The 24,994-nt window shown below is 49.7% G+C and carries 18 protein-coding genes; 13 read left to right on the plus strand and 5 right to left on the minus strand.

The genetic code is table 11. The features are described from left to right. Nucleotides 1-167 precede the first annotated feature (167 nt). From Mal48_RS08225 to Mal48_RS08255, 7 genes are all read left to right on the plus strand, one after another. Nucleotides 168-1,397, plus strand: coding sequence for a Glu/Leu/Phe/Val family dehydrogenase (locus tag Mal48_RS08225; RefSeq protein ID WP_145197869.1), 1,230 nt, complete (start codon nucleotides 168-170; stop codon nucleotides 1,395-1,397). Nucleotides 1,398-1,548: 151 nt separating this feature from the next. Beyond that, the gene (locus Mal48_RS08230; RefSeq protein WP_145197871.1) at nucleotides 1,549-2,094 is read left to right on the plus strand and encodes a cyclic nucleotide-binding domain-containing protein; all 546 of its coding nucleotides are present in this window, start codon (nucleotides 1,549-1,551) and stop codon (nucleotides 2,092-2,094) included. A gap of 403 nt (nucleotides 2,095-2,497) precedes the next feature. Then, nucleotides 2,498-3,124, plus strand: a complete 627-nt coding sequence (locus Mal48_RS08235; protein WP_145197873.1) for a hypothetical protein — start codon at nucleotides 2,498-2,500, stop codon at nucleotides 3,122-3,124. After that, a complete protein-coding gene (locus tag Mal48_RS08240; RefSeq protein ID WP_145197875.1) occupies nucleotides 3,121-3,864 on the plus strand; it encodes a hypothetical protein in 744 nt (247 codons plus the stop codon). The genes Mal48_RS08235 and Mal48_RS08240 overlap by 4 nt, the downstream gene beginning before the upstream one ends. A 76-nt stretch (nucleotides 3,865-3,940) precedes the next feature. Continuing rightward, nucleotides 3,941-4,663 (plus strand): RraA family protein, encoded by a 723-nt coding sequence (locus Mal48_RS08245; RefSeq protein ID WP_145197877.1) that lies wholly within the window; start codon nucleotides 3,941-3,943, stop codon nucleotides 4,661-4,663. A 121-nt stretch (nucleotides 4,664-4,784) separates the two neighbouring features. Then, entirely contained in the window at nucleotides 4,785-5,894 is a 1,110-nt protein-coding gene (gene ald, locus Mal48_RS08250) for an alanine dehydrogenase (RefSeq protein WP_145205897.1), read from the plus strand. A gap of 191 nt (nucleotides 5,895-6,085) precedes the next feature. Continuing rightward, entirely contained in the window at nucleotides 6,086-7,375 is a 1,290-nt protein-coding gene (locus Mal48_RS08255; protein WP_145197879.1) for an outer membrane protein assembly factor BamB family protein, read from the plus strand. Nucleotides 7,376-7,425: 50 nt separating this feature from the next. Here Mal48_RS08255 and Mal48_RS08260 read toward each other — a convergent pair whose 3' ends face one another. Further along, nucleotides 7,426-8,937, minus strand: coding sequence for a hypothetical protein (locus Mal48_RS08260; protein ID WP_145197881.1), 1,512 nt, complete (start codon nucleotides 8,935-8,937; stop codon nucleotides 7,426-7,428). 259 nt (nucleotides 8,938-9,196) lie between these two features. Between Mal48_RS08260 and Mal48_RS08265 the strand changes: the two genes are divergently transcribed. Then, entirely contained in the window at nucleotides 9,197-10,801 is a 1,605-nt protein-coding gene (locus Mal48_RS08265; protein ID WP_145197883.1) for an NAD(P)/FAD-dependent oxidoreductase, read from the plus strand. 47 nt (nucleotides 10,802-10,848) lie between these two features. Here Mal48_RS08265 and gmd read toward each other — a convergent pair whose 3' ends face one another. Then, on the minus strand, nucleotides 10,849-11,928 hold the full coding sequence (gene gmd, locus Mal48_RS08270; RefSeq protein ID WP_145197885.1) for a GDP-mannose 4,6-dehydratase: 1,080 nt from the start codon (nucleotides 11,926-11,928) through the stop codon (nucleotides 10,849-10,851). 212 nt (nucleotides 11,929-12,140) lie between these two features. On the opposite strand from gmd, the gene Mal48_RS08275 reads away from it, so the two are divergent. The 4 genes from Mal48_RS08275 (at nucleotide 12,141) to Mal48_RS08290 (ending at nucleotide 19,628) form a co-directional block, all read left to right on the plus strand. After that, complete coding sequence (locus Mal48_RS08275; RefSeq protein ID WP_145197887.1) at nucleotides 12,141-15,041, plus strand: PSD1 and planctomycete cytochrome C domain-containing protein; 2,901 nt, start codon at nucleotides 12,141-12,143, stop codon at nucleotides 15,039-15,041. Nucleotides 15,042-15,093: 52 nt separating this feature from the next. Next, nucleotides 15,094-16,557 carry a DUF1501 domain-containing protein gene (locus tag Mal48_RS08280; RefSeq protein WP_145197889.1) on the plus strand — a complete coding sequence of 488 codons (1,464 nt, stop codon included), beginning with the start codon at nucleotides 15,094-15,096 and terminating at the stop codon, nucleotides 16,555-16,557. Nucleotides 16,558-16,817: 260 nt separating this feature from the next. After that, nucleotides 16,818-18,398: an arylsulfatase gene (locus tag Mal48_RS08285; RefSeq protein ID WP_145197891.1), complete on the plus strand. Its 1,581-nt coding sequence runs from the start codon at nucleotides 16,818-16,820 to the stop codon at nucleotides 18,396-18,398. Between the two features lie 243 nt (nucleotides 18,399-18,641). Beyond that, a complete protein-coding gene (locus Mal48_RS08290; protein ID WP_145197893.1) occupies nucleotides 18,642-19,628 on the plus strand; it encodes an HAD family hydrolase in 987 nt (328 codons plus the stop codon). Nucleotides 19,629-19,639: 11 nt separating this feature from the next. On the opposite strand, the gene Mal48_RS08295 is transcribed toward Mal48_RS08290, so the two are convergent. Beyond that, nucleotides 19,640-20,659, minus strand: a complete 1,020-nt coding sequence (locus Mal48_RS08295; RefSeq protein ID WP_145197895.1) for a dienelactone hydrolase family protein — start codon at nucleotides 20,657-20,659, stop codon at nucleotides 19,640-19,642. A gap of 671 nt (nucleotides 20,660-21,330) precedes the next feature. On the opposite strand from Mal48_RS08295, the gene Mal48_RS08300 reads away from it, so the two are divergent. After that, a complete protein-coding gene (locus Mal48_RS08300; protein WP_145197897.1) occupies nucleotides 21,331-22,866 on the plus strand; it encodes a SpoVR family protein in 1,536 nt (511 codons plus the stop codon). Nucleotides 22,867-22,870: 4 nt separating this feature from the next. Here the strand turns inward: Mal48_RS08300 and Mal48_RS08305 are convergent, their stop codons facing one another. Together Mal48_RS08305 and Mal48_RS08310 are read right to left on the minus strand one after the other, a co-directional pair. Further along, a complete protein-coding gene (locus Mal48_RS08305) occupies nucleotides 22,871-23,797 on the minus strand; it encodes a 1-phosphofructokinase family hexose kinase (RefSeq protein WP_197442167.1) in 927 nt (308 codons plus the stop codon). After that, nucleotides 23,794-24,960 (minus strand): iron-containing alcohol dehydrogenase, encoded by a 1,167-nt coding sequence (locus tag Mal48_RS08310; protein WP_145197901.1) that lies wholly within the window; start codon nucleotides 24,958-24,960, stop codon nucleotides 23,794-23,796. The genes Mal48_RS08305 and Mal48_RS08310 overlap by 4 nt, the downstream gene beginning before the upstream one ends. Between the last annotated feature and the right edge of the window lie 34 nt (nucleotides 24,961-24,994).

The following is a 24,994-nucleotide window of genomic DNA, read 5'->3' on the forward strand; positions in this document are numbered from 1 at the left end:
ATCTGCAAGAGTTTGCACCTCAATTCCAATAGCAATCACAGACGGTTTCGAACTCGTATCAAGACTCACAGAAGTCAGACTCAGCTTCTCGTAACCTTCATTGTTTATTATCCTGCCCTGTTAGCAGCATTCAATTTCGACAAACTGCCAATTTTTTGGAGTCCTTCATGAGTTCGTACGAATCCGCAGAACGCTATTTCAATCACGCTGCAGAGGTGATGGGGCTTTCGGACAATATGGGTAAGCTTTTGAAAACTCCACAACGAGAGGTGAAAGTTCAAATTGCAATTGAAATGGACGACGGGCTAATCGGAACGTTCATTGGGTATCGCATTCAGCACAATAAAGCTCGTGGCCCCATGAAAGGTGGCTTGCGATTTCACCCAGAAGTGGATGGGGATGAGGTCCTTGCGTTAGCTTCACTGATGACATGGAAGACTGCTGTCGTCAACATCCCGTACGGGGGGGCGAAAGGAGGCATTTCAGTCGACACGTCAGCTCTCTCGCATCGTGAACTCGAAAGTATCACTCGGAAATTCGTCGACGAAATTCATGACATCTTTGGTCCGGATACCGACATTCCAGCCCCGGATATGGGAACGAATTCGCAAATCATGGCCTGGATCATGAATCAGTATGAAAAATACCATGGGTACAATCCGGCTTGTGTGACAGGAAAACCTGTCGAACTCCACGGAGCCGATGGACGGGAAGAAGCAACTGGTCGTGGTGTTGCGATCGTCACAAAGGCCGCAATGACCAAACTGAAAAAGCCGGTCGAAGGGGCACGCGTCGCGATCCAGGGGTTTGGAAACGTTGGAAGTTTTGCCGCTTCAATTCTCCACAAAATGGGAGCGAAGATTGTGGCCGTCTCTGATGCTTTTGGTGGCATTCAGAACCAGGATGGACTAGATATCCCTGAACTCTTGAAGCATATGGAGAAACACAAGAAGGTTGAAGAGTTCGAAGGATCTGAACCAATTGACAATGCCGGCTTGTTCGCTGCAGATGTCGATGTTCTGATTCCGGCTGCGATAGGTGGTGTGTTGACGAAAGAGAACGCGGATGATGTCAGAGCTAAGCTCATCGTCGAAGCGGCGAACAACCCGACAACCTCTGAGGCAGATTACATTCTCGAACGCAAAGGCATTTTGGTGGTCCCGGATATTCTGGCGAATGCTGGGGGGGTGACCGTGAGTTACTTCGAATGGGTACAGAATCGGCAGCATTTCAGCTGGGAGCTTGAGGAAGTTCGCAAAAGACTTGAGAAGATCATGACCACCGCATTTGATCGCGTTTGGAAGGTGGCGGAAGAAAAGAAAGTCTCACCCAGAATAGCTGCCTATGTGCTAGGAATCGGTCGCGTTGGGCGGGCAACCGTCCTCGGCGGGATTTGAATGTAAAAGTTCACTCAGAAAACCAATAGAAAATCGTAATCTCGATTACGCAGCCACGTAGAATGGAATGTGGGGGAACATTGTCAGTCGATGAATGGTCCGTTTGAGACCGTTCGGAATTGACTCAAATTTCAATCATTAGGATGAAGTGATGTCACCTGAAGCTAAAAAACATATCCAGCAATTTCATAAGGAGATTAGATCTAGTCGTATCCTCGACAACCTCACTTTGGGCGAGATCGAGAGGATGGGGGATCACGTTCGTTTTGACGACTTTATTAAGGGAGCCGATATTCTCTCTGAAGGAAACACCTATCAAGGGTTGTGGCTCATTCTTGATGGGACGTGTAAGGTCATCAAACGCTGCGGTGACCAGGAAAATGTTCTCGCCACTCTTGAACCGGGGACCGTGTTCGGGGAGATGTCTTTCTTTGAATGTGTTCCACATTCGGCATCGGTTCGGGCGGAGACGAACGTTAAAACACTCTGCTTGACACGTGAAGAATTCGAAGCCCTGCGGACTTCTTGTGGGACAGTGAACGAGAAAATTGCGATCAATCTTGTGAAGTTGATTTCAGAACGTTTGCGTCGAATGGATGGCTGGACGTGTGAGTTGATTGAAACAGATGGAAGTACTCAGCAGCATCAAGAATGGCATGATTTCCGAGCAAGACTTTACTCGGATATCTTTGATTAGACCCAGTCCGAAGACTTCTGGAATAGCCGCTTGTCTCAACGTTTGAGAGAGCAATATCAGGTTTCAGGACCTGTTCTAGAAAAATGCGTCTTCACGGGCACGCGGTTGAGCAAACTGCTCTAAAGAACTTTTCGTTTTAAGGGGCGGCTGAAGACGAAACTCACGAGTCAAAGAGGCTTTGCCGCTGCACCGATCAACCAATATGAATATCTGCGATTTTCAAGGAATTTAGCTTATGAGTGAGGGGCGAGTTGTTTCAGGATGCGTTCGGAAATAAAATATCGGACCCTAATGAATTCATACTCGTTTAAGAAACGCTAACAAAACTTCTGAAATTACGAGCGAGTCTCGTAGGTGATAATCACTTTTCAGGTTTTATTAGAGCTAGTTAATTTCAAGCCGAATGTCCTCCTTTCGTTTGCCTGTCAACCGCGAACTTTGGTCCGCCTCTCGATTGAGCGGGTTCACCTCTCCGCAAGATTTGGTGCGTGCGAGAGAAGTTGTGTTCTTACTGTTTGCAGGTGTGTGTGCCGCTTTGGCTTCCGGCTTATTCGACTTCAGTCTACGAATCCCCGGGCATGCAATCTTGCGTGTCATCTTTCCCATGACTTTGGGTTTGGCTCTGGTTCCGAGAAAAGGTGCGGGGACCGTGATGGCTGCGGGAGCCTTTTCGACGGGATTGTTTTTGCGTGGAACCGGGATTGTGGCAGGGATGAGTATTGGTGCGTTTACCAGCTTACTTGTGACGGGGCCTCTCCTCGACCTGACTTTACGCAAGACGAAAAACAGATCCTGGATTTATCTGAACTGTGCACTTGCTGGTTTATTGAGTAATAGTCTTGCGATGTCGGTAAGAGGTCTCTCCAAATTCCTGGGCTGGGAACGCTTAGGACGGGTTCCTGTTGGAGAATGGTTTTCGCGTGCCGTACTCACTTATCCCGTATGCGGTCTCATAGCGGGGCTGCTTTGTGCAATGATTTTATTTTCAATGCGGGTCACAGAACCTGAAAGTGTAAAGGGCGAAGAATGATACTCATCGGAATCGATGACACAGATGTGGAAGGTTCGAAGGGGACCAATCAGCTTGCGAAAGCGATTGTGTCAGAGCTGGCAAATGAATGGAAGTGCGAACGGATCGTGCGGCATCAGTTGCTTCAGGACAAGCGAATTCCGTGCACCAGTCGCAACGGTTGTGCTTCGATCCTGCTGAATGCTCGAGGATCATCAGAAGCTGACGAAGAGCAACTCATTTTGCTCATTCACCAGGTTCGTGAAGTCATGAAGAAATGGTTCATCAAGGGAAGTGATCCGGGTTTGTGTGTCTGTCCATATGAGAACGTCAGTGATAGCATCGTTAAGTTCGGCTATCGTTGTCAGTTTGAAGTGGTCACTCAGGCTGATGCTCTCGCAGTCGCAGACGAAGCGCAAGTTCACCTCGAAGGACTTGGAGGCTCAAATGGCGGTTTAATCGGAGCGCTCGCAGCTGTCGGGTTAGGACACCGTGGAAACGATGGGCGAGTCATTCAAATCGGCGAATGGTCCGAGGACCTTGTCGGCTGCCAGACGATTTCTGCGATTCAGTCGCGCGGAGTGAAAGTCAACAATATTAACACTGACGAGTGGCTGAGTGACGGATTGGTTGAACTCAATAAAAAACTCCGCCCCAATCTTCGGGGTAACGAGATCGTTCTCTATGTTCAAAAGCAAGAGCGACAACAGAATGAGTCGATCTCTCAAGAGCCGACGTACCAAGCGATTAAGCTGCCATAAATCGCTTGTTGTTTTTCTGCGAAAATCATGATTCGTTACGAATCAAACTTTCTTTTCAATGAACGGACGTAAACCTATGACTGATCTCTCCCAGGAAACACTGAATCAGCTTGCACAGTACGACACTCCGACAGTTTGCAATGTGATTGAACTGTTCGATGTTCGCCCGCGGAATCAAGGGTACATGAATGATTCGATCAAAGCCTGTTTTCCAAAACTGCCGCCGATGGTGGGTTTCGCGCTGACCTCCACTTTTCGAAGTATGGCCCCTCCCAAGGCAGGCGATGCTTACGGGTCGCTAACCGATCAAGTTGACATCTTCGCCAGCTTGCCCGGTCCGCCTGTGATGGTTTTTCAGGATCTGGATGAGCCAACCGTCTCTGCGACATTCGGCGAAGTGATGTGTACGATGTACAAATCTTTCGGTTCAGCCGGCTTGATTACTTCCGGTGCCGGGCGTGATCTGGATCAGGTGGAAGTGCTGGACTATCCCGTCTTCACAAACGGAACCATTTGCTCCCACGGATATTGCCACATCCCGCAAATCAATGTTCCGGTAACGGTTGGAGGAATTGCCATCAACCCGGTCGACTTATTGCATGGTGACGTGAATGGCGTGACCACAGTTCCCCCGGAAATCGCCAGCGAGATTCCAGATGCCTGCAAAGAACTCATGGCAGCTGAGCAAGTGATTCTCGATTACTGCAAGAGCGGAAGTATCAACCCCAAAGGTTTGGCTGAAGCTCGCGCGGCCTCACAAGAGTTGATCGGCAAACTGGCTCAACGCTTAAAGCGATGAAGCCAATTCACTTCGTCACAGTCACTCAATGACCATTTTTTCGGTGCTTCGGAACGTCAGTGAGTGATTGAGTCGAACACATTTTTCGATGAGACAAGCTGAGACTATTGGAGTGACGATCATGATCGTTGGTGTTCCGAGAGAAGTGAAGTCAGACGAGTACCGGGTCGCCATGTTGCCAGTCGGTGCTGAAGAACTGACACGGGCTGGGCACCGTGTTTTGGTCGAACAAGGTGCCGGGCTAGAGTCAGGAATTTCAGACGAGCAATATGCCGTTCATGGAGCTGAGATTCTCAGTAGTCCTGAAGAAGTCTTCTCTCAGGCAGAGTTGATTGTCAAAGTCAAAGAGCCGCAGGCAGATGAATGGCCGCTCTTGCGTGAAGGGCAAATGTTTTTCACATATCTTCACTTTGCAGCCGATGAAGAATTAACGCGCGAGGTTCTCGATACCGGAGTGACTGCGCTGGCGTACGAAACTCTTCGCGGAGTCAAAGGCGACTTACCCTGTTTGACACCAATGAGTGAAGTCGCTGGGCGGATGAGCATTCAAGAAGGAGCGAAATATCTCGAACGCCCGCATCAAGGTCGGGGAGTTCTGCTAGGTGGAGTCCCCGGTGTCGCGCCGGCCCATATTGTGGTTTTGGGTGGTGGAATCGTGGGGAAAAATGCCGCACGAATCGCTGCTGGTTTTCAGGCGGATGTCGTCTTAATGGATATCAACATCGAACGCTTACGGTATCTCGAAGACATCATGCCCGCCAATGTGAACACTTTATTTTCAGATCGACATAACATTCGCGAGCAACTTCAGCGTGCCGATCTGGTGATTGGTGCCGTCTTGATCCCCGGAGCGAAAGCTCCAAATTTGGTGTCGGCGGAAGATTTGAAAATCATGAAGTCAGGCGCCGTGGTTGTTGATGTTTGCATCGATCAGGGGGGATGTTTCGAGACGAGCCGGCCGACCACACATTCAGAGCCAACATATGTCGTCGACAGTATTGTCCATTATTGTGTGACCAACATGCCCGGAGCCGTTGGGCGGACCAGCACCTATGCACTTTGTAATGTGACGTTGCCGTACATCCGGGAAATTGCCAACAAAGGATTGCAATCTGCCTGTGATCGCGTTCCGGGTATAATCGAAGCTGTCAACATGCACCGTCGTTGTGTGACGAATCAAGCTGTCGCAGAGACGTTCGGGCTAAGCTATGTCCCATTCAGTGAGTGCTGAAACAGTGAGTGCCGAAGCAGTGAGTGCCGAAGCAGTGAGAATTTGCTCCAGATATTTGAAAAATTTGACAGAGCATTGTTCAATACCGGTTTGTACTCCTGAATTTGTACCCTGTAGATGAATTCCCGACTTCATAAACTGCTCGCCATGAAGCAGGATGTGAAGACCAACATTTGATTTGCGAGAGCGTCATGAAATTCCCCCTCATCTCTTGTGTCATGTTTCTCTGTTTTGCGTTCGCACTCGAGGCAGTGAGCGCTGACTGGCCCGCTTTTCGTGGTCCGCAAGGGAATGGGGTCTCGGAGGAGTCCGGGTTTGCGACATCCTGGGATTCTGACAAGAACATCATCTGGAGAACCCCCCTGCCCGGCCCGGGAAACGGAAGTCCAATTGTGATTGGTGATGAGGTGTTCCTGTTATGTGCTGAAGATCAGGGGCAAAAAAGATCAACGATTTGCCTGGACCGTGCCGACGGATCACAGAAATGGATTCAAACGGTGAATTACGACAAGATCGAAGAGACACACAAAACCAATCCATTCTGTCCTTCGACTCCAGCCTCGGATGGCGAACACCTTTATGTCTGGCATCGCTCGGCTGGAATGCACTGCTACAAGCTGGACGGCACGCCCGTCTGGTCTCGGGATCTGGGAGAGTTTCACCACATCTGGGGCGGCGGACCTTCTCCGTTACTTTACAAAGATATGGTGATCCAACTTTGTGGGCCCGGCGAACGGACATTCCTGATTGCCTTCGATAAGAAAACGGGGGAGACTCGCTGGCAATCCGAAGTCGAACCGGGTGGCAGCGCGAGTGACAAAGGTCGCTATGTCGGAACATGGGCGACTCCATCAATTGTCAATGTTGATGGAAAGGACCAAATTCTTTGTCCGTACCACACACGAGTCGTCAGCTATGACCCGCAATCTGGCAAGGAAATCAACTTCATCGAAGGTCTTCATGCTGAGAAGAGCGATCTTTGCTACACCAGCCTGATGATTCGTGGAGAGACGGCAGTGATTCTGGGAGGTTTTCGCGGTCCCGGCTTTGCCTTCAAATTGGGTGGGCAAGGCAACACAACTGAGTCGCACCGCATCTGGCATACAGGTGACCTGCGAAACCCTCAGCGAATTGGCACAGGTGTGATTGTCGACGACTTCGTATACATGGCGAACGCCGACAACTCGGGGTCTCTGGAGTGCTTCTCAATCAAGACAGGTGAGCAAACCTGGAAGTTGCCTCGTTCAGAGAATGGTCCGCACTGGGCGTCGATGGTTTTTGCCGAGGGGAAACTGTACGCGACTGGACAAAAAGGGACCACAACGGTCTTCGAGCCGAATCCAGAAAAACTGGAAGTCGTCTCCATCAACAAATTGGGAGAAGATTGCAATGCAACGCCCGCTTTTTCCAATGGAGAGATCTTCATCAGGACCGGGGCTGCAATTTACTGTATCAGTGATAAGGCATTAGCAAAAAAGTAATCTGAACATTCGAGTTTGAGGACGAATTGTTTCAAATCGATGGCGAGGTTTCAGGAGCTTTTGTCTTTGTCGTGAGCGGAAGTTGCCTGAGAATTCTTTCGCGTGGTGCTTAATGTGCGAGGCTCTTCAGACGAGCGTGACGCAAGTATGAATAGCTGACTGAGAAGAACAACGCCCAGCGGCGTAAAAACAAAGATCCAACCGATGAGCATCGCAGTTTCAAACCACTGGCCATGAATCGTTCTCAGGACCACGATTTTCTCGGGAGTTCGAATCTTGTATTCGTTCAAAACCGCTAACACATTCGCGAGCCGCTGAGGATTGACATTTTCTTGTGTGAGGTTTTCCTCTTCCTCCACGATGATGACGGGGGAAGAAGCAGTCCAGCTTCTGGCGATTTTCTCGACGTGTTCTTTTCCCAAAACTGTCAGTTCGGATTGCGAATCGACGAATTCGTCTGTTCGAATCACAAAATCTGCGCTCGTCGAGCTTAGGTATTCGCGGTCTCGCGGGTCGAGGATTGCTCCCACGGTCAACAAACCGATCATGGCGAACATCGTCCATAGCAGAGCGCCGCATCCAATCGCTGCCATTTGCGATTTGAATTGGGAGCGTTCAGAGGCTTCTTCAAAATGCACGGGCAGAGTGCGACGTTTCACTAGCGACCGCGAAGCGGTTGCTCCGATTTCGCCAAGTTTGATTAACTCTGCCCATGTTCTCTCAACGTGCCCTTCTTCAATGTGAATCAACTGCGCGCGAGCATCCAAAACGATGAAATCATTTCCGTCGGGGAAATTCACTTCATAGGGAGCTGAAAGCACACGCACTTGATCGCTCGATCCCTCGATTCGGATTTGCCCCTTTTCACCGATCAAGGCCAAGGTCCACCCACTGCTGATGTCTCGACGGATTTTCCAGTTTGAATCGAGCCCGTTTTCGCCGGAGAGACGGATCGATATTTCGATTGGCTGTTCTGGATCTGGACCTGTTGATGCCGCAGTGACGTGAGTGGCATTGGTGTCGAGTGTTCGCAGCCAGGAACTGTCCTGCAGAAACCACTGCTGAGCCAGCGCAGGCGAAACAGATGTTTCGTGTTTGCGATTACAGATTGTTCTTTCGAACTCAATCTTCCAGAGATTCCCTAAACGTGTTTCATCAAACTGATTGAGGACTGCTTTCGAGATTTCTTGAACACCTGAAACGAAGATGGGGACCACTCCGTCAGTGGCATCTTGCCAGAGTGCGGTCAATTCAAAAATGCGGGAGGCATCTTCGTTTGGCGAAATGACGACAATGAGATTTATTCCCGCCTGAACCAGTTGTTTCGCTGCAGTCAGAACGTATTCACTCACGCCGGAGACCAACACGGAGTCGATCGATGGTGTCTCTAGAATTTCATCCCAGGAATAGCATCGTTTTGCCGTCGGCGAAACGGTTTGCATCCGGTTTAGCAACTTCTCGTTATCTGCCCACAAGGAAAGGACCTCGCATTCAGAGAGAATTTGGGCAGCTTCCAGAGCTGAAAGAATCGAGTTGTCGGAGGCCACAGCCGCGAGCTTCATGATGACTGGCTGACAATTGAGGGAAGGGAAATCTGGGGGGATGATAAGTCGAGTTTGTTAGGTTAACCCTGCTGGTCGGTTCATCCAATGAAGGTCAACGAAGTTCTCAGAAATCCTTATGTGGCGATTTCTCAGCCGATTTTATTTCCATCAGCGGGAATTCTCTCTACGAATACAAAACGCTGACGCGTGACCATGCGTCCCGCCGGAAGATCGGTTATCTTGCCGCGTGACTGCCGTGAGTGATTTGAAAGCAACAATGAAAGTCCGACTGACCAATCTGCGACTCCCTGCTGAAGCCCCCGAAGCAGAGCTGAAAAAGGCGATTGCGCACAAGCTGCAAATCAAGCGTGATGACCTGCCCGGGTGGAGGATTCTGCGAAAAAGCCTCGATGCCCGGTCGAAATACGACATCAAGTTTGTTTACTCCGTAGTCGTCACGCTTCCAGATGATCCCAAGTTGAAGAAGAAGCTCGCTAAGCGAAAAGAGATCGAAGAGTTCGATCCAAAGCACTTTGATGATCCGGAGCCGGGCACACAACCACTGGAACATCGACCAATCGTCGTTGGGACTGGCCCCGCCGGACTGCTCGCCGGTTATTATCTGGCCAGGAAAGGGTATCGCCCGATATTGATTGATCGTGGTTTTCCGGTCAAAGAGCGGGTCCCACAAATCCGGGCCTTTGATCGCCAACAGGCTGAGCATGATAACGAAAACAATTATTTGTTTGGTGAAGGTGGAGCCGGAGCGTTTTCCGACGGAAAATTGACATGCCGAATGACTGGTCCCGATGTTGATTGGGTTCTGGAGTCATTCGTTGAATGTGGCAGTCGGGAATCAATCCGATACGAACATCGCCCACATTTGGGCAGTAACAAGCTGCCGATGATTTGTCGAAATTATCGCCGAAAAATCGAAGCTCTCGGTGGCGAATATCGGTTTGAGTGCCGCCTTGAAGGGTTTCAGATTGATGATGGCCAAGTACGAGGAATCGAGACCTCCAGCGGAGTCATGACAACAGACCACGTCATTCTCGCCATCGGTCACAGTGCTCGCGATACGTACGAAATGCTTCATTCAATGGGCATGCCGATGCAAGCCAAAGCGTTTCAGCTGGGGCTCCGCATTGAACAGCCTCAGGAAAACGTGAATAAATGGAAGTACGGCCAAGATCGTTATCTCGATCTTCTCGGAGCTGCCGACTATACCATTGTCGCCAAGGGGCAGCCTGACTTGTACACATTCTGCATGTGTGCTGGTGGGACTGTCATTCCGAGTATTTCCGAGCCGAACCAGTTTTGTACAAACGGAATGAGCAATTCTCGGCACGACACCAAATTCGCGAACAGCGGATTAATGGTGACTCTCGATCCGAAGCACTTTGGCAGCGACCATCCCCTTGCAGGCGTTGAACTACAACGAAAGTTTGAAGCGGTCGCTTTCGAAATCGGAAACCGCGAATACCACAGCCCGATTCAACGGGCGAAACACTTTCTGAAAAAAAGTTCGATTATTGGAGAAACGAGCTACCCCAGTTCGTATCAACGTGGAACGGTCAGCTGCGACCTTCGACAGGTCCTTCCCACGCAGGTTTTGCAAGGGCTCGATCAGGGGCTTCCGATCATGGATGAGAAGATGAAGGGAGCATTCTTAAAAGGTGCCATGCTTCTCGGGCCCGAAATGAGGGGGAGCGCCCCTCTTCGTATGGATCGAGATCGCGTAACGCGTGAGTCTCCAGGAATCCGAGGACTGTACCCCGTTGGCGAAGGTGCCGGGTACGCAGGAGGAATCATCACAGCAGCCGTCGACGGTTTAAGAAGTGCGCGAGAGATTGTCCGGAAATACGCCCCTGCAACTGGATGATTTTTCTTTGTTGAATCGGTGACGAAATCTCGTTTGAGGACGATTCGTTATTTCGTCTCTGAAATCGCCAGCTCTCGATCATGGTCGACCATCATCTCGACCAGTTCTTGAAAACTGACTTGTGGTGTCCAATCGAGTTCTTTTTTCGCTTTCGTTGCATCACCCAAGAGTAAGTCGACTTCCGATGGGCGGAAGTACTCGGGGTTAATGCGGATCAAGACTTGCCCCTCTGGGCCGTAGCCGGTTTCTTCGACACCTGTCCCTTTCCATGTAATTGGCAGGCCTGCATAAGTGAATGCGACGTTGCAAAAATCGCGAACCGTATGTGTCGCTCCGGTTGCAATCACATAGTCTTCGGGGTCATCGGTCTGAAGCATGCGCCACATTGCGTCGACATAATCGCCAGCAAATCCCCAGTCCCGCTTCGCATCGAGGTTTCCGAGGGACAGGGACTCTTGAGTTCCTGCGAGAATCCGCCCCAATCCCCGGGTGATCTTCCGAGTCACAAACTTCTCACCTCGCCGCGGAGACTCATGATTGAAGAGGATGCCGTTTACTGCGAACATCCCGTACGATTCCCGGTAGTTCTGGGTAATTTGAAACGCGTACGACTTGGCGACTCCGTACGGGCTGCGGGGATGAAATGGAGTCGTTTCTGTTTGTGGGGTTTCTTTCGCTAAGCCAAACAGTTCAGATGAAGAGGCTTGGTAGAACCTCGCATTTGGTGCAAAATTCCGGATCGCTTCCAAGAGCCTCAGTGTTCCCAACCCGGTAACGTCACCTGTGTATTCGGGGAGGTCAAAAGAAGCTTTCACATCTGACTGCGCGGCAAGATTGTAGACTTCGCTCGGATGGACCTTGTCGATGATCCGCGAGAGTGAACTTGCATCGCTCAGATCGCCATATTCCAGGCGAACCTGATTGCCTGCTCCAGACTGATCACTCAGTAGATGATCAATCCGCTGCGTTGTCGGAGAGGAGACTCTTCGGTGCATCCCCCAGACTTCGTAGTTTTTCTGAAGGAGGAATTCGGCAAGATAAGCTCCATCTTGCCCGGTGATCCCGGTGATCAGGGCTTTTTTCTTGCGAGGTTGGGAAGTCGTTTTCACGTTTGCTGTCTGACTCATGAAATAAAACTGTAGAGCTAGTGGAGCTGATGATTTAGGTGATTGCATCTCGCCGGGATTTTGCCGCGAATCAGGGATTCTATTCAGATTGACCATGACAATCCATCGGAGAGCCTGGTGAAATCGATTCATCTCTGGATTCAACTTGCATCAATGGGAATGGATTGAGACAATGAACGCTCCCACCAACATAGCCTCACGTGCACCCACCGATGATGAATTTGAAGAATCCTGCCCCTGCATGTTTGACCATCTCCGCATGTTTTTTGTTGTCTGCGACCGCATTTGGCGCAGGGACTCCGCTTTATGAAACGGATGTTCGCCCGATTCTGAAGGCACAATGCTTTCATTGTCATGGCGAAGAAGAGGAAATCGAAGGTCAGCTTGATTTGAGGCTTCGCAGGTTAATCGTAAACGGTGGAGATTCTGGACCTGCGATTGTTCCCGGGGATGCAAAAGGGAGCTTGCTGCTGGAGAGAATCGAATCTGGTGAGATGCCACCCGGCAAAGTGAATCTTTCTGCGAAAGAAATTGAAACAATTCGTACCTGGATTAATTCGGGAGCGAAAACTGCACGTGATGAGCCGGAAGATATCGCAGCTGATGATTTTACCTACGAAGAGCGAAATTTCTGGTCGTTTCAACCAATTGGAAAGCCAGATCCTCCGGCAGTCAAAGAGACTTCGCGTGTTCGAAATCCGATTGATGCCTTTCTTCTTGCCAAGCTTGAAGAAGCTGGGCTGACCTTTGCTCCAGATGCAGATCGTCGCACGCTGATTCGTCGATTGTCATTCGATTTGATCGGTCTTCCTCCGACTCCGGAAGAAGTGAACACCTTTCTGACTGACGACCGGCCAGATGCTTATGAAAGGTTGGTCGACCGGTTGTTGGCATCTCCCCACTATGGAGAACGCTGGGGCCGACATTGGCTCGATGTGGCAGGATATGCTGACTCAGAAGGGTTCAGCGAAGCGGACACAGAACGTCAATCAGCCTGGAGGTATCGTGACTATGTCATCCAGTCGATGAACGATGATAAACCGTTCGACCAGTTCATCCGCGAACAACTTGCCGGCGATGAAATGATTGCTGGGCCATTCAAGAATTTGTCAGAGGAGAACGTCGAAAAACTGACCGCCACCGGGTTTCTGCGAATGGCTCCAGATGGGACCGGGACCGGTGGCGTAGATCAAAATCTGGCGCGTAATCAGGTGATGGCAGAAACGCTGAAGATTGTTTCAAGTTCGCTGATGGGGATGACGGTCGGGTGTGCGGAATGTCACAGTCACCGCTACGATCCCATTCGTCATACTGACTATTACTCGATGCGTGCGATTTTTGAACCGGCCCTCGACTGGAAAAAATGGCGTACACCGAAAAGTCGTAGGATTTCTCTTTATACCGACGAAGACAAACGTCTCGCAGCAGAGATCGAAGCGAAAGCAAAACTTGTTGACGATGAACGGGTTGCACTGACTGCCAAATTCATCGACCAGACACTCGACGCACAACTTTTGAAATTGGAAGAGAGTGTCCGCGAACCGTTGCGAGTTGCTTATAAAACTGCTGCTTCAAAACGGACAGCTGAACAGAAAGAACTTCTCGACAAGTTTCCAAAAATCCTCAAGATCAGTGCCGGCTCACTTTATCTTTATGATCGCGAGATTCGGGTAGAAGCAGCTGCGATTGACAATGAACGGAAGAAGAAAGAAAAAGAATTTGTCGAACAGGCTCAAGAGATCGCTCTTTCTTCTTTACCCGAAGAAGAGCGGGCTGCTGTCAAGACGGCATTGAGCAAAGCGGCGTCGGCTCGTACTCCCGAACAAAAAACTTTGATAGGGATGCACTCCAAGCAGATTGTGACTCTCGCGAACCTTGAGGAATTCGCACCGGAATCGGCAGCAGAAATCGAACGGTTGAAAAAGGCTGCCGATGATTTGCGAGCAACGCAAAAAGCCGATCGCATCAAAGAGTTTCAGAACAAGGCGGCTGAAATCAGGAATACGAAGCCGAAGGAGGGATTTGTCAGAGCATTGACGGAAGTCGCGGGCCAACTCCCCGAGACTCACCTGTTTTTCCGTGGTGATTTTGAACAACCCAAGGAGAAGCTCGCTCCAGCTGGCCTCTCGATTCTGGATGACTACGGACTCGTCTCGATTCCAGTCAATGATTCCAATTTGGCGACATCGGGACGTCGGCTTGCTTTCGCGAAACGGTTAACCGATGGAAATCATCCACTGACTGCTCGTGTCTTGGTCAATCGATTCTGGTTGAACCATTTTGGTCGCGGAATTGTTGAAACACCGGGTGACTTCGGTTTCCTCGGTGCGCGGCCGACTCACCCAGAGTTACTAGACTGGATGGCAAGTGAGTTTATGTCGGGCGGATGGAAGTTAAAGCCCTTCCATAAAATGCTTGTGACCTCGACCGCTTATCGCCAGTCCTCCAAACGAACCGAAGCTGGTGATGAAGTCGACCCGGACAATAAATTGTACAGCCACATGTCGATTCGTCGTCTTGAGGCCGAAACATTGCGAGATGCTATCCTCGCTGTCAGCGGAAAGCTGAATCGTAAAATGTTTGGCGAACCTGTTCCCGTGATGGAAGACGCAGTTGGTCAAATCGTCCTCGGAAAAGAAAACCTTGACGGTGAACGAAAGCCGCTGGCGGCCATTGATTTGCAAGGTGAAGAATATCGCCGCAGTCTGTACATCCAGGTCCGTCGCAGCCGACCACTCGGAGTCCTCGCTGCATTCGACATGCCTGAAATGGAGCCGAATTGCACCATTCGCAGTTCTTCGACCGTCACTCCACAAGCATTGATGTTGATGAATAGTGATTTCTCCACTCAGTTTGCTGGAGAATTTGCGAGCCGAGTCGAGGAAAGTTCTCCAAACGACTTCAAAAAACAATGTGCTCAGGCGTGGGAACTCGCCTACTGTACTCCGCCATCTGAACAGCAAGTTCAGCGTGGGGTCGACTATCTCACCCAGCAAAAAGAGTTCTATCAACAGAATCCACCTGCCGGGGTGAAGGCGACTCCAGATCATCTTGCACTGACAAGTTTTTGTCAGGCCTTAATGAGTTCAAATGCCTTCTTGTATGTTGATTGAGAAAAAACTCGCAACATTTGCCTCAAGTGATTTTGCCTCAAGTGATATTACAATGATTAGAAACGAAAACGATCAATCGGCGTCGTCACGTCGACACTTTCTGGCCTCTTCAGCGATGGGACTCCAATCCATTGCTCTCGCCTGGTTGTTGCATCAGGACGAAGTGAGCGCGGCACCGGTGCAGCCAGAATTGTCTCCGACGACTTTCGATCTCACGCCGAAGCAGCCTCCTAATCCTCCGCAAGCTCGGGCGATGATTTCTCTCTTTATGCAGGGAGGTCCAAGTCATCTGGATCTGTTTGATCCAAAGCCGGAATTGGAGAAATACGACGGCAAAGATTTCCCAGGAAAAATTAAATACGACAACGCTGCTCAAGCCAGCCCGATTGTCCTTTCGAGTCCCTGGAAGTTTAAGAAATATGGTGAGTCTGGAACGGATCTTTCCGAGCTTCTGCCGAGCCTTTCTGAAGTTGTTGATGACATCACTGTTGTCCGGTCGATGCAAACCGGGGTGAACAACCACGGTCAATCTATTCATGCAATGAACACCGGTCGGATTCAGCGAGGGCGCCCCTCTCTTGGATCGTGGCTCACATATGGACTTGGAAGTGTCTCGCAGGAACTCCCTGCATTCGTGGCAATGACCGATCCTAGAGGGATCCCGGTAGAAGGCGTTCATAACTGGTCGAACGGATGGTTGCCTGCACTCTTTCAAGGGACAGTCGTCCGTCCGCGCGAGCCAAGAATTTTGAATCTTGACGCACGCAAAGAGTTGTCAGGTCTTGCGCAGAAGAACTACCTCTCGTTTCTGAATGAACTGAATCAGGAACATTTGCAACAGCATCCGGGTGAACTCGATTTGCAAGCGCGAATTGCCAGTTACGAACTCGCTGCGAAAATGCAAACAGCAGCTAAAGAAGCGCTTGATGTTACGAAAGAGACCAAAGAGACCCACAAGTTGTATGGTTTAGATGACCCAGCCACCGAGGAGTTCGGGACTCGCTGCCTGATCGCTCGTCGACTCGTGGAGCGTGGTGTTCGCTTCGTTCAACTCTATACAAAGAATCAATATTGGGATCACCACGGAAGTATCCGCTCTGCCCTGCCCGCTTCTTGTAAGAAAACTGACAAGCCGTCTGCAGCACTTGTTAAAGATCTCAAGCAACGAGGATTGCTCGATTCCACAGTAGTCCACTGGGGCGGAGAAATGGGACGCCTTCCCGTGATTCAAAACAATTCCGGCGCTGCAAAAGTTGGTCGAGACCATAACACTTACGGCTTCAGTATGTGGCTGGCAGGTGGTGGATTCAAGGCCGGTGGAACTTACGGTGCGACCGATGAGTTTGGTCACAAAGCTGTTGAGAATGCTGTCAATCATTTCGACTATCACGCCACACTGTTGCATCTGTTTGGACTCGAACCCAATAAGTTGGCTTATCTCAGAAATGGACAAGAGCAAACTTTGCTCGACGGGCAACCAGGCAAGATCGTTCATGGAATTTTGAAAGGTGATTGATCAAGTCTCATCTTCCTCGCGAAGTTTTCTGTTCTTGTTGGTTCAAATTTGACAACAGTTTAGAGACCATATTCATGAATTTTTAACGCTTTTTGCATCGCTCATTATTGGACGAGTTTTTGGCGAATCCCAACAGAAATTTACTTGAGACGATTGTGAATTCTTGAGGACTCGTTGAAAATTGGTGCTCCCATTCTCGACGGATAGTTCTATTCGTCCTCTTGTTTCTGTCTGGGTTGCCAATTCAAAGGAGCCAAATAATGAGATCGTTTCGTTTTTGTAGTTTTGCAATCATTGCTACATCATTCATCCTCGCCTCGCACGCTAATTCGGCTGATGCACAGTCGAAAAAACCAAACGTTCTTGTCATCTGGGGTGATGACATTGGGACTTGGAACATCAGCCACAACAATCGTGGGATGATGGGATATCAAACTCCGAACATTGATCGAATCGCTCGTGAAGGTCTCTCTTTCACCGATTATTACGGACAGCAAAGTTGTACAGCAGGTCGTGCTGCGTTTCTCGGCGGCAATGTTCCCGTCCGTACTGGAATGACAAAGGTCGGACTCCCCGGAGCAAAAGAAGGTTGGCAGAAAACCGATGTCACCATTGCCACGGTGATGAAAAGCCAAGGCTATGCAACTGGTCAGTTTGGGAAAAATCATCAGGGGGATCGAGACGAACATTTGCCGACCATGCACGGGTTCGATGAATTCCTGGGGAATCTTTATCACTTAAATGCTGAAGAAGAACCTGAAAACGAAGATTATCCAGGTGACTTGGTCCTTCCTAACGGCAAAACATTTCTAGAGCAGTTTGGTCCGCGTGGTGTGATTCATTCCTGGGCCAACGCTGACGGGACTCAAAAAGTCACGGATACTGGCCCGCTGACAAAGAAACGTATGGAAACCATCGACGACGAAACGGTCGCCGCTGCGAAAGACTTTATCAAACGTCAAAACGATGCGGGGAAACCATTCTTCTGTTGGTGGAATGGAACGCGAATGCACTTTCGGACACACGTGAAAGAAGAGCATCGTGGCATTTCTGGACAAGACGAATACAGCGACGGAATGGTCGAACACGATATGCACGTGGGCGAACTTCTCAAACTCATCGATGATCTTGGCATCGCAGATGACACAATCGTCTATTACTCAACGGACAACGGCCCACACTTCAACACTTGGCCGGATGCGGGGACAACTCCGTTCCGAAGCGAGAAGAATTCCAACTGGGAAGGGGCTTATCGTGTCCCAGCGTTCATCCGCTGGCCGGGACATTTCCCTAAAGGGAAAACCCTCAACGGCCTTGTTGCTCACGAAGATTGGCTGCCGACATTTGCCGCAGTTGCTGGAGCCCCGGACATCAAGGAGAAGTTGAAGAAAGGTGTTGAACTGAACAATCGCCAATATCGCAATTTCATCGACGGGTACAACATGCTCGACTACCTGAGTGGGAAAGTTGAGAAATCACCTCGCAGTGAATTTATGTACGTCAATGACGATGGGCAGATCGTTGCGATTCGGTACGACGACTGGAAAGCGATCTTCCTGGAAAACCGGGGAGTTGCCTTCGGAGTCTGGCGCGAACCTTTTGTAGAATTGCGAACTCCGCTGCTGTTCAACCTGCGACGCGATCCATTCGAAAAGGCTCAACATAACTCCAATACTTACGACGATTGGTTTCTCTCACGAGTTTTTGTACTCCTTCCGATGCAGCGGATTGCCGGACAGTTTTTGATGACTATGCAAGAATATCCGCCAAGCCAAACTCCTGGATCATTCAATCTTGAAAAGGTCCAGAAGCAAATTGAGTCAGCAACGACTGGCAAATAGGGCTTTGTTTGAGCAACGAAAAGCATTGCTGTTTCAACTTGAGGCAGCAATGCTTTTTCACTATCTCAACTCAAGAGTCGTTTTGAAAATGATGTGCGCATTCTGCCTCGTGGAGATATACGATCTTCCACATAAAAGCACTCTCCATGTGGACCCAAAGCACTGAAAATGCTTTGGGTTCGAATGCGATCAATTTTGTTGAAAATTTCCAGCTCTCTTTTCAATCTATGGTCAGGTCTTGCCATGTTCTCTTTGCAACGAAATCTATTGTTCGCAGTTATCCCAGTCTTTCTATGCTCAAGCATACAAGCGGATGACCCTCTTCCTTCCTGGAATGAGACTAGCCCAAAGCATCGCTTGATTCAGTATGTGAAGGACTCCACTACGGAAGGTGAAAGTTTCATTCCCGTTGAAGAACGAATTGCCGTCTTCGACAACGATGGAACCCTCTGGCCTGAGAATCCACTTCCGTTTCAACTCATTTTCGCGATCGACGAAATTCGCCGCCTCGCTCCTTCTCATCCGGAATGGAAGGAAGATAAGTTGGTTCAGGCAGTCTTGAAGGGGGATGTGAAAACTCTCAAAGAGAGTGGACGGAAAGGCCTCGGCAAGTTGCTCGCAATGACGCATACGGGAATTACCACCGTAGAGTTCGAGACTCGCGTTCAGAACTGGTTGAAAACTGCGAAGCATCCAAGATTTGATCGACCATATAATGAACTCGGTTACCAACCGATGCTGGAACTGTTGGCATATTTGCGTGCGAACGGTTTTCAAACTTGGATCGTCTCTGGTGGTGGGGTTGATTTTATGCGAGTTTGGACTGAAGAAGCGTACGGAATTCCACGAAATCAGATTGTGGGATCAGTTGGGAAGACGCACTTCGAGATGCGGGATGGAACGCCTGTGTTGATCAAAGATCCGGAGATCGATTTCGTTGATGATAAAGCTGGGAAACCAGTCGCCATTCATCGTCAAATTGGGCGCAGACCGAGAGGAGCATTCGGAAACTCGGACGGGGACTATGAAATGCTGCAGTGGACCACAATCGGACATGCTCCTTCAATCGGCTTAATTGTTCACCACACAGATGCCGACCGTGAGTATGCCTATGACAAAGCTCCAAAGAGTTCCGGGAAGCTGATCAAGGGACTTGAGGATGCCGCTAAAAGGAATTGGATTGTCGTCGACATGAAAAAAGACTGGAAGCGAGTTTTCTCTGCGGAGTGATCTCTCAGTTCCTACTTTGAACCTGCATGAATTGTGTTGATTTCCTGTTGAATGTGAGTGAACACCATCGGCAGGAAGACGACGCCGGAGTAATGATTCGCAGGCATTTTGACATGGTGAGATTTCTCCAGCCCAACGGTGGTCGCGAGCAAGTCGGCATTCTTCGGAGGGACCACCGTGTCAAACATGCCGGAGTATAACCAGACACGACTTGGGTTCAGGCGGTGTGCAACGCGTGTTGGTTCGACCGACATTGTCACCGTTTTGAGCTTCTCGCCGGTTAAACCCTGACGAGCTAGACGTTCTCGGGCCTTAGCTGCGTCTTTCTTTCCGTTTTGAACGATGTCGTAAAGGTCGCCTCCGGCGAGCATCAGAAAGACACCGTCATATTTTCCATCCAGGCTGGCTGCTGTGGTCGAAACAAATCCTCCGAGGCTGGTCCCCTGCAGAGTAATCGTTCTTGAGTCGACTTCGGGCAGAACAGCGACCGCGTCTCTTGCTCTACGGACATCGGCGACGGCTTGCCGCATTGCGGTCACCTGATCGACTTCATGACGTTGCTTAGAATTCGATCGACGCAATCCATAGTACGGCATTTGAATCATAAAGGTGTGAAACCCCAAATGCTTCAAACTGCCCGCGAAGAGTCGTCCGACTTCCATGCTGCTTCCGGACTCATGGACAACGACAACTGCCGGAGCTTTCTGGACGGTCCCCGCATCATCTTTCACCATCGACCATTCCATCGAGACGATGTCGTTCTGGTCATCTCCCGAAGGAACAGCAGAAGAGAATTGCACGAGTCGGTCGCCATGTTTCGTTTGCGGTGCGCGAACAGTCACTGAAAATTCTTGAGGCTTCCACTTCAGCCCCTTCAAGCAATCGTTCGCGTCTGCAGATGCATCTTCTAAAACATTCAATGAATCTGAGGCATTGAAGTGTTTCACTTCGGTATTGGGCTTTTGAGCTTCAATGCCCGAAAGATCTTCGGCACAAACCGTTCCGCAAATCAATATCTGACAAACAGACAAAAAGCATTTCATACGCTCGGTCCAATCCTGGAAATCATTTAGTTGTAAAATGAGCACATCGCTTCTTAAGTATGCGGCATGAGATGTGTCATCGTCCAGATTCATTGACGACAATGATATGAATCTCTCAGAGCCACTCCAAGCTTGAACGGGTACGTACTATTTGAATACGAACTCGTTGCTAAAAGACTCACGCAAATGTCGAGACCGGTTTCCGTCGATGTCTAACTCGATTTGAAATCATATAATGCCATGATCAGCCCCCCACTCAACTTGTGTTGGCAAGTGGAAATCGCTCTATCCTCAAAGGAATCGGCTGCATATAATTCTGTAACGAGTTTTGTTCTTTGGATCGTAAAGCTGATTCCGTCGATTGCTGCGACGATGATACGATCGAACATCGTCATGCTGAATCGATATCGTCTTGGACATCGAACGGAGGCTTGCGACAGGCAGTCGAGTAGAACGAGTCCGAAAACCTCTGGAGTCGTTGCTTTTTCTCAATAATTGAGAGAGCAAATTCAAGTTTCAGGACCAGTTCTAGAGCAAATCTAAAATTCGTATTAACAGTACTGTCTCGTGGCATCAGCGTATGGACTTGTGAAATCGTACATCGCGGACAAGAGAAGCATTGGAAATGCTCTAAACTTCCCTGATTGAAGGATCTCCACATGGCTGTGACAACACATCGTGCACTCCCGGCTGAAATCGCTGAGATTCAGCATCGTATGGAAGAGATTGCAGCATCGTATGGTCTCGATTTTTTTGAGACCATTTTTGAGATGCTCGACTATGAAGAGTTGAGCATGTTTGCAGCCTACGGTGGGTTTCCAATTCGCTATCCACACTGGCGCTTCGGTGCGGAATATGACGAGCTTTTGAAGAGTTATTCCTACGGCCTCTCAAAAATCTACGAGATGGTCATTAACACAGATCCTTGCTACGCCTACCTGCTCTCTGCGAATGCTATTGGTGATCAGAAGTTGGTGATTGCCCACGTTTACGGTCACTGTGACTTCTTCAAAAATAATGCCTGGTTCGCGCCGACGAACCGCAAAATGCTCGATCAGATGGCGAATCATGCAGCGCGAGTGAATCGCTATATTGATCGGTACGGCTACGAACCGGTCGAACGATTTATCGACGCCTGCTTGTCGATCGACAATTTGATTGATCCCTACTCACCGCACATTCAACGAAAGGCGACTCCGAAACATGAGCGTTCGGAGGCAAAGAATTCCAAAGATTCAACAGATGAGGAACAACGTGGCAAGGGGCGTTTCCGGGCCAAAGAGTATATGGAATCGTTCATCAACCCACCGGACGTTCTGGAGCGAGAACAGAGACTCGCAGAAGAAAAAAAAGAATCACAAGCTGCAACGAGTTCGTTTCCTGAAAAACCTCAGCGAGATGTTCTCCAGTTTCTCCTGGACCATGCTCCGCTCGAACAATGGCAGCACGATGTCCTGGCAATCATTCGAGACGAAGCGTACTACTTTGCTCCACAAGGGCAAACAAAAATTATGAATGAAGGTTGGGCCAGCTATTGGCATTCAACCATCATGACTCGTCACGGTCTAACTGATGCGGAAGTCATTGATTATGCCGACCACCATTCTGGAACGATGGCGATGTCTCCGCAACGGCTGAATCCCTACAAAATCGGGATCGAGCTCTTTCGTGATATTGAAGAACGCTGGAACAAAGGAAAATTCGGAGACGAATGGGAAAATTGCGACAACATGGAGGAGAAGAAAAATTGGGACAAAGAGCTTGGATTAGGACGCGACAAAATTTTTGAAGTCAGGCAAGTCCACAACGACCTGACTTTCATTGACACGTTTCTCAATGCTGAATTCTGTCGTCGTCATAAGATGTTTGCGTTTGCCTACAACGACCGTTCCGGAGATTATGAAATCGCATCTCGCGAATTTGACGAAATCAAAAAACAGCTACTCACCAGTTTGACGAATCACGGTCGGCCGTTTATCTACGTCATCGATGGGAATCACAGAAATCGTGGTGAGTTGTATTTAAAACATGAGTATCAGGGAATCGAACTCAAGCAAGATTACGCAAATGCGACGCTTGCGAATCTGCAGCAACTCTGGAGACGCCCGGTACATCTTGAGACGGTCATTGATGACGAACTTTCAGCGATTTCCTATGACGGACACACACATAGCGTCAGCCGAATTGATAGGTAGATTGCTAAGCTTCCTCGATCGATTCGATCTGGACCTTCTGTGCAAATTCCGCGGTCACTTCAAGAGAAACACGCGCCGGAAAGAGGCTTTGAGCGTTTTGAGCAGCTGCTCCCATCCCGAGCCGCACAGCGTCAAGGACTTCGTCACCGCGAGAAACTCCAACAGCGATCCCGGCGGCCAGGCTGTCACCACATCCGATCGGATTGACGAGGTCGACTTGCGGAGGTTGAAGTCTCCATGTTCCGTCCAAACTCGTCACTAAAGTTGATTCAGGGCCATTGCTGACAACGACCCATTGGGCACCCATTCTGTTCAGTGATTGCATCGCCTGCACGACTGATGCTTCATCAGGAAGCGAGGACTGGACGGTCGCTTCGAGTTCTTCGCGATTCGGCTTGATTAGAAATGGACAAAATGGAAGGGTCTGTAAGAGTCCATCGCCACGGATGTCGAGCAAGAACCGGGAAGGGACATTGCGAATGAGTCGTGCGTAGTAATCTTCGGGAGCGTTGGCAGGGATTGAGCCGGTGAGCACTGTCACTTCTGCCACTTGTGAATGAATCCGGAATCGATCGACGAATTCATCAAGTACCGAACTTTCAACATCACTTACGTTTTCAACAAGTTCGGTCGTGACACCTGACTGATCGAGAATCGTCGTGCAAACTCGCGTCGGCGTTTCGACATGGAGCCAGTCAGTCAAGATCTCCTGAGCTGCCAGCTCGGCTGCAATTGCCTCTCCGTTGAGACCTCCAATCATTGAAAGCAGTGATGTTTTCTCACCCAGCCCTTTTGCAGCGATTGCGACGTTGAGCACTTTTCCCGACGCGCACCAATGTGCGGAACGCGCACGATTGACTTCACCGACTTGCAGTGAATCAAACTCCAGAATTTGCTGCCAAACAGGTGAAAGCCCAGCTGAAAAAATCACCAGTTCTCCTTGAGTATCGAGTAGAGTTCTTCAGTTGAGAGCTCGCGTGGGTTGCCATTCAGACTGTTACCGCGAGAGCCGTTCGCAATGTCTTTGAGTTGGTTTTCTTTGACGCCCAGGTCGCGCAGCTTCCTCGGGATTCCCAATTGAGCACACAACTCTTCAATGGATGTGATCGATGCTTCAATCGCAGCAGTTTTCGAAAGGTGTGGATTCTTTGCGAATAGTTTCCCTAGAGCGGTTTGTTGTTTTCTTGACGCTGTCTGATTTGTTTTTAATGCAATCGGTAAGAGTGTTGCGCACGCGAGGCCGTGTGAGATGTCACATTGTGCTCCAAGCGCAGCTGCTACTCCGTGCGCCATGCCTAATCCGGAATTCGCAAGTGCCACTCCAGACAGGAACGCCGCGTAAGACATGGCGGATCGTGCCTCCTGGTTCATTCCGTCTTCAAAGGCTCTGGGAAGATTTGGGATTGCCAATTTCAAGCCTTCCAGACAAAGAGCCTGAGTCAGTGACGTCGCACGATTGCTGATATAACTTTCGATGAGCTGCGTGATCGCATCCATTCCCGATGCCGCCGTGATTTCTGGTGGATTGGAGCTGGTCAACTCTGGATCGATTAAAATGACATCGGGAACCATTTTCTCTGATCGTAAGCTCTTTTTGCAGGGTGGATCATCAACAGAGACGACCGCGTTCTTGGTCGCCTCGCTCCCCGTTCCGGCGGTTGTTGGTACGGCAATTGTTTGCAATGGCGTATTTTCGATTTGTAATCCGGTTCCGACACCTTCGAGGAAGTCTCGCACGCTCGAGCCATGCTGATTCGTCGTCATGGCGGCGATTGCCTTTGCAAGGTCAAGCGCTGCACCTCCGCCGATTCCAATGACAAGGTCGGGCTTATGATCACAGGCGAGAATCTTTTGCGTGGCGGAATCGACATCTGCAATCGTCGGCTCGCGTCGAGCATCAAGATCACAGACAATTTCGACTTTTGCTTGAGCAAGTGAATTGGACAATTCTTCCCAGAGAACGCTTTGTCGTAACGTTCGAGAACCGTTGACAATCACCGCTCGTTGGCCCAAGCCAGCAGCCAGCGTTCCAAGTTGCGTTCGTTTTCCCCATCCGAAGGTGACATGATTGGGCAAAAGGAGTTCAAATTGCATTCTAAAACAGAGGGTTAGGAGCAATGTGGGAATT

This window comes from Thalassoglobus polymorphus (assembly GCF_007744255.1).
Lineage (GTDB): Bacteria > Planctomycetota > Planctomycetia > Planctomycetales > Planctomycetaceae > Thalassoglobus > Thalassoglobus polymorphus.

Bases quoted from the DNA above. Each gene is read 5' to 3' on its own strand.
- Mal48_RS08290 (WP_145197893.1), top strand. From the start codon at position 18,642: ATGTTCTCTTTGCAACGAAATCTATTGTTCGCAGTTATCCCAGTCTTT.
- Mal48_RS08225 (WP_145197869.1), top strand. From the start codon at position 168: ATGAGTTCGTACGAATCCGCAGAACGCTATTTCAATCACGCTGCAGAG.
- Mal48_RS08275 (WP_145197887.1), top strand. From the start codon at position 12,141: ATGATGAATTTGAAGAATCCTGCCCCTGCATGTTTGACCATCTCCGCA.
- Mal48_RS08285 (WP_145197891.1), top strand. From the start codon at position 16,818: ATGAGATCGTTTCGTTTTTGTAGTTTTGCAATCATTGCTACATCATTC.
- Mal48_RS08235 (WP_145197873.1), top strand. From the start codon at position 2,498: ATGTCCTCCTTTCGTTTGCCTGTCAACCGCGAACTTTGGTCCGCCTCT.
- Mal48_RS08265 (WP_145197883.1), top strand. From the start codon at position 9,197: ATGAAAGTCCGACTGACCAATCTGCGACTCCCTGCTGAAGCCCCCGAA.
- gmd (WP_145197885.1), bottom strand. From the start codon at position 11,928: ATGAGTCAGACAGCAAACGTGAAAACGACTTCCCAACCTCGCAAGAAA.
- Mal48_RS08280 (WP_145197889.1), top strand. From the start codon at position 15,094: ATGATTAGAAACGAAAACGATCAATCGGCGTCGTCACGTCGACACTTT.
- Mal48_RS08230 (WP_145197871.1), top strand. From the start codon at position 1,549: ATGTCACCTGAAGCTAAAAAACATATCCAGCAATTTCATAAGGAGATT.
- Mal48_RS08255 (WP_145197879.1), top strand. From the start codon at position 6,086: ATGAAATTCCCCCTCATCTCTTGTGTCATGTTTCTCTGTTTTGCGTTC.
- Mal48_RS08300 (WP_145197897.1), top strand. From the start codon at position 21,331: ATGGCTGTGACAACACATCGTGCACTCCCGGCTGAAATCGCTGAGATT.
- Mal48_RS08260 (WP_145197881.1), bottom strand. From the start codon at position 8,937: ATGAAGCTCGCGGCTGTGGCCTCCGACAACTCGATTCTTTCAGCTCTG.
- ald (WP_145205897.1), top strand. From the start codon at position 4,785: ATGATCGTTGGTGTTCCGAGAGAAGTGAAGTCAGACGAGTACCGGGTC.
- Mal48_RS08240 (WP_145197875.1), top strand. From the start codon at position 3,121: ATGATACTCATCGGAATCGATGACACAGATGTGGAAGGTTCGAAGGGG.
- Mal48_RS08245 (WP_145197877.1), top strand. From the start codon at position 3,941: ATGACTGATCTCTCCCAGGAAACACTGAATCAGCTTGCACAGTACGAC.
- Mal48_RS08310 (WP_145197901.1), bottom strand. From the start codon at position 24,960: ATGCAATTTGAACTCCTTTTGCCCAATCATGTCACCTTCGGATGGGGA.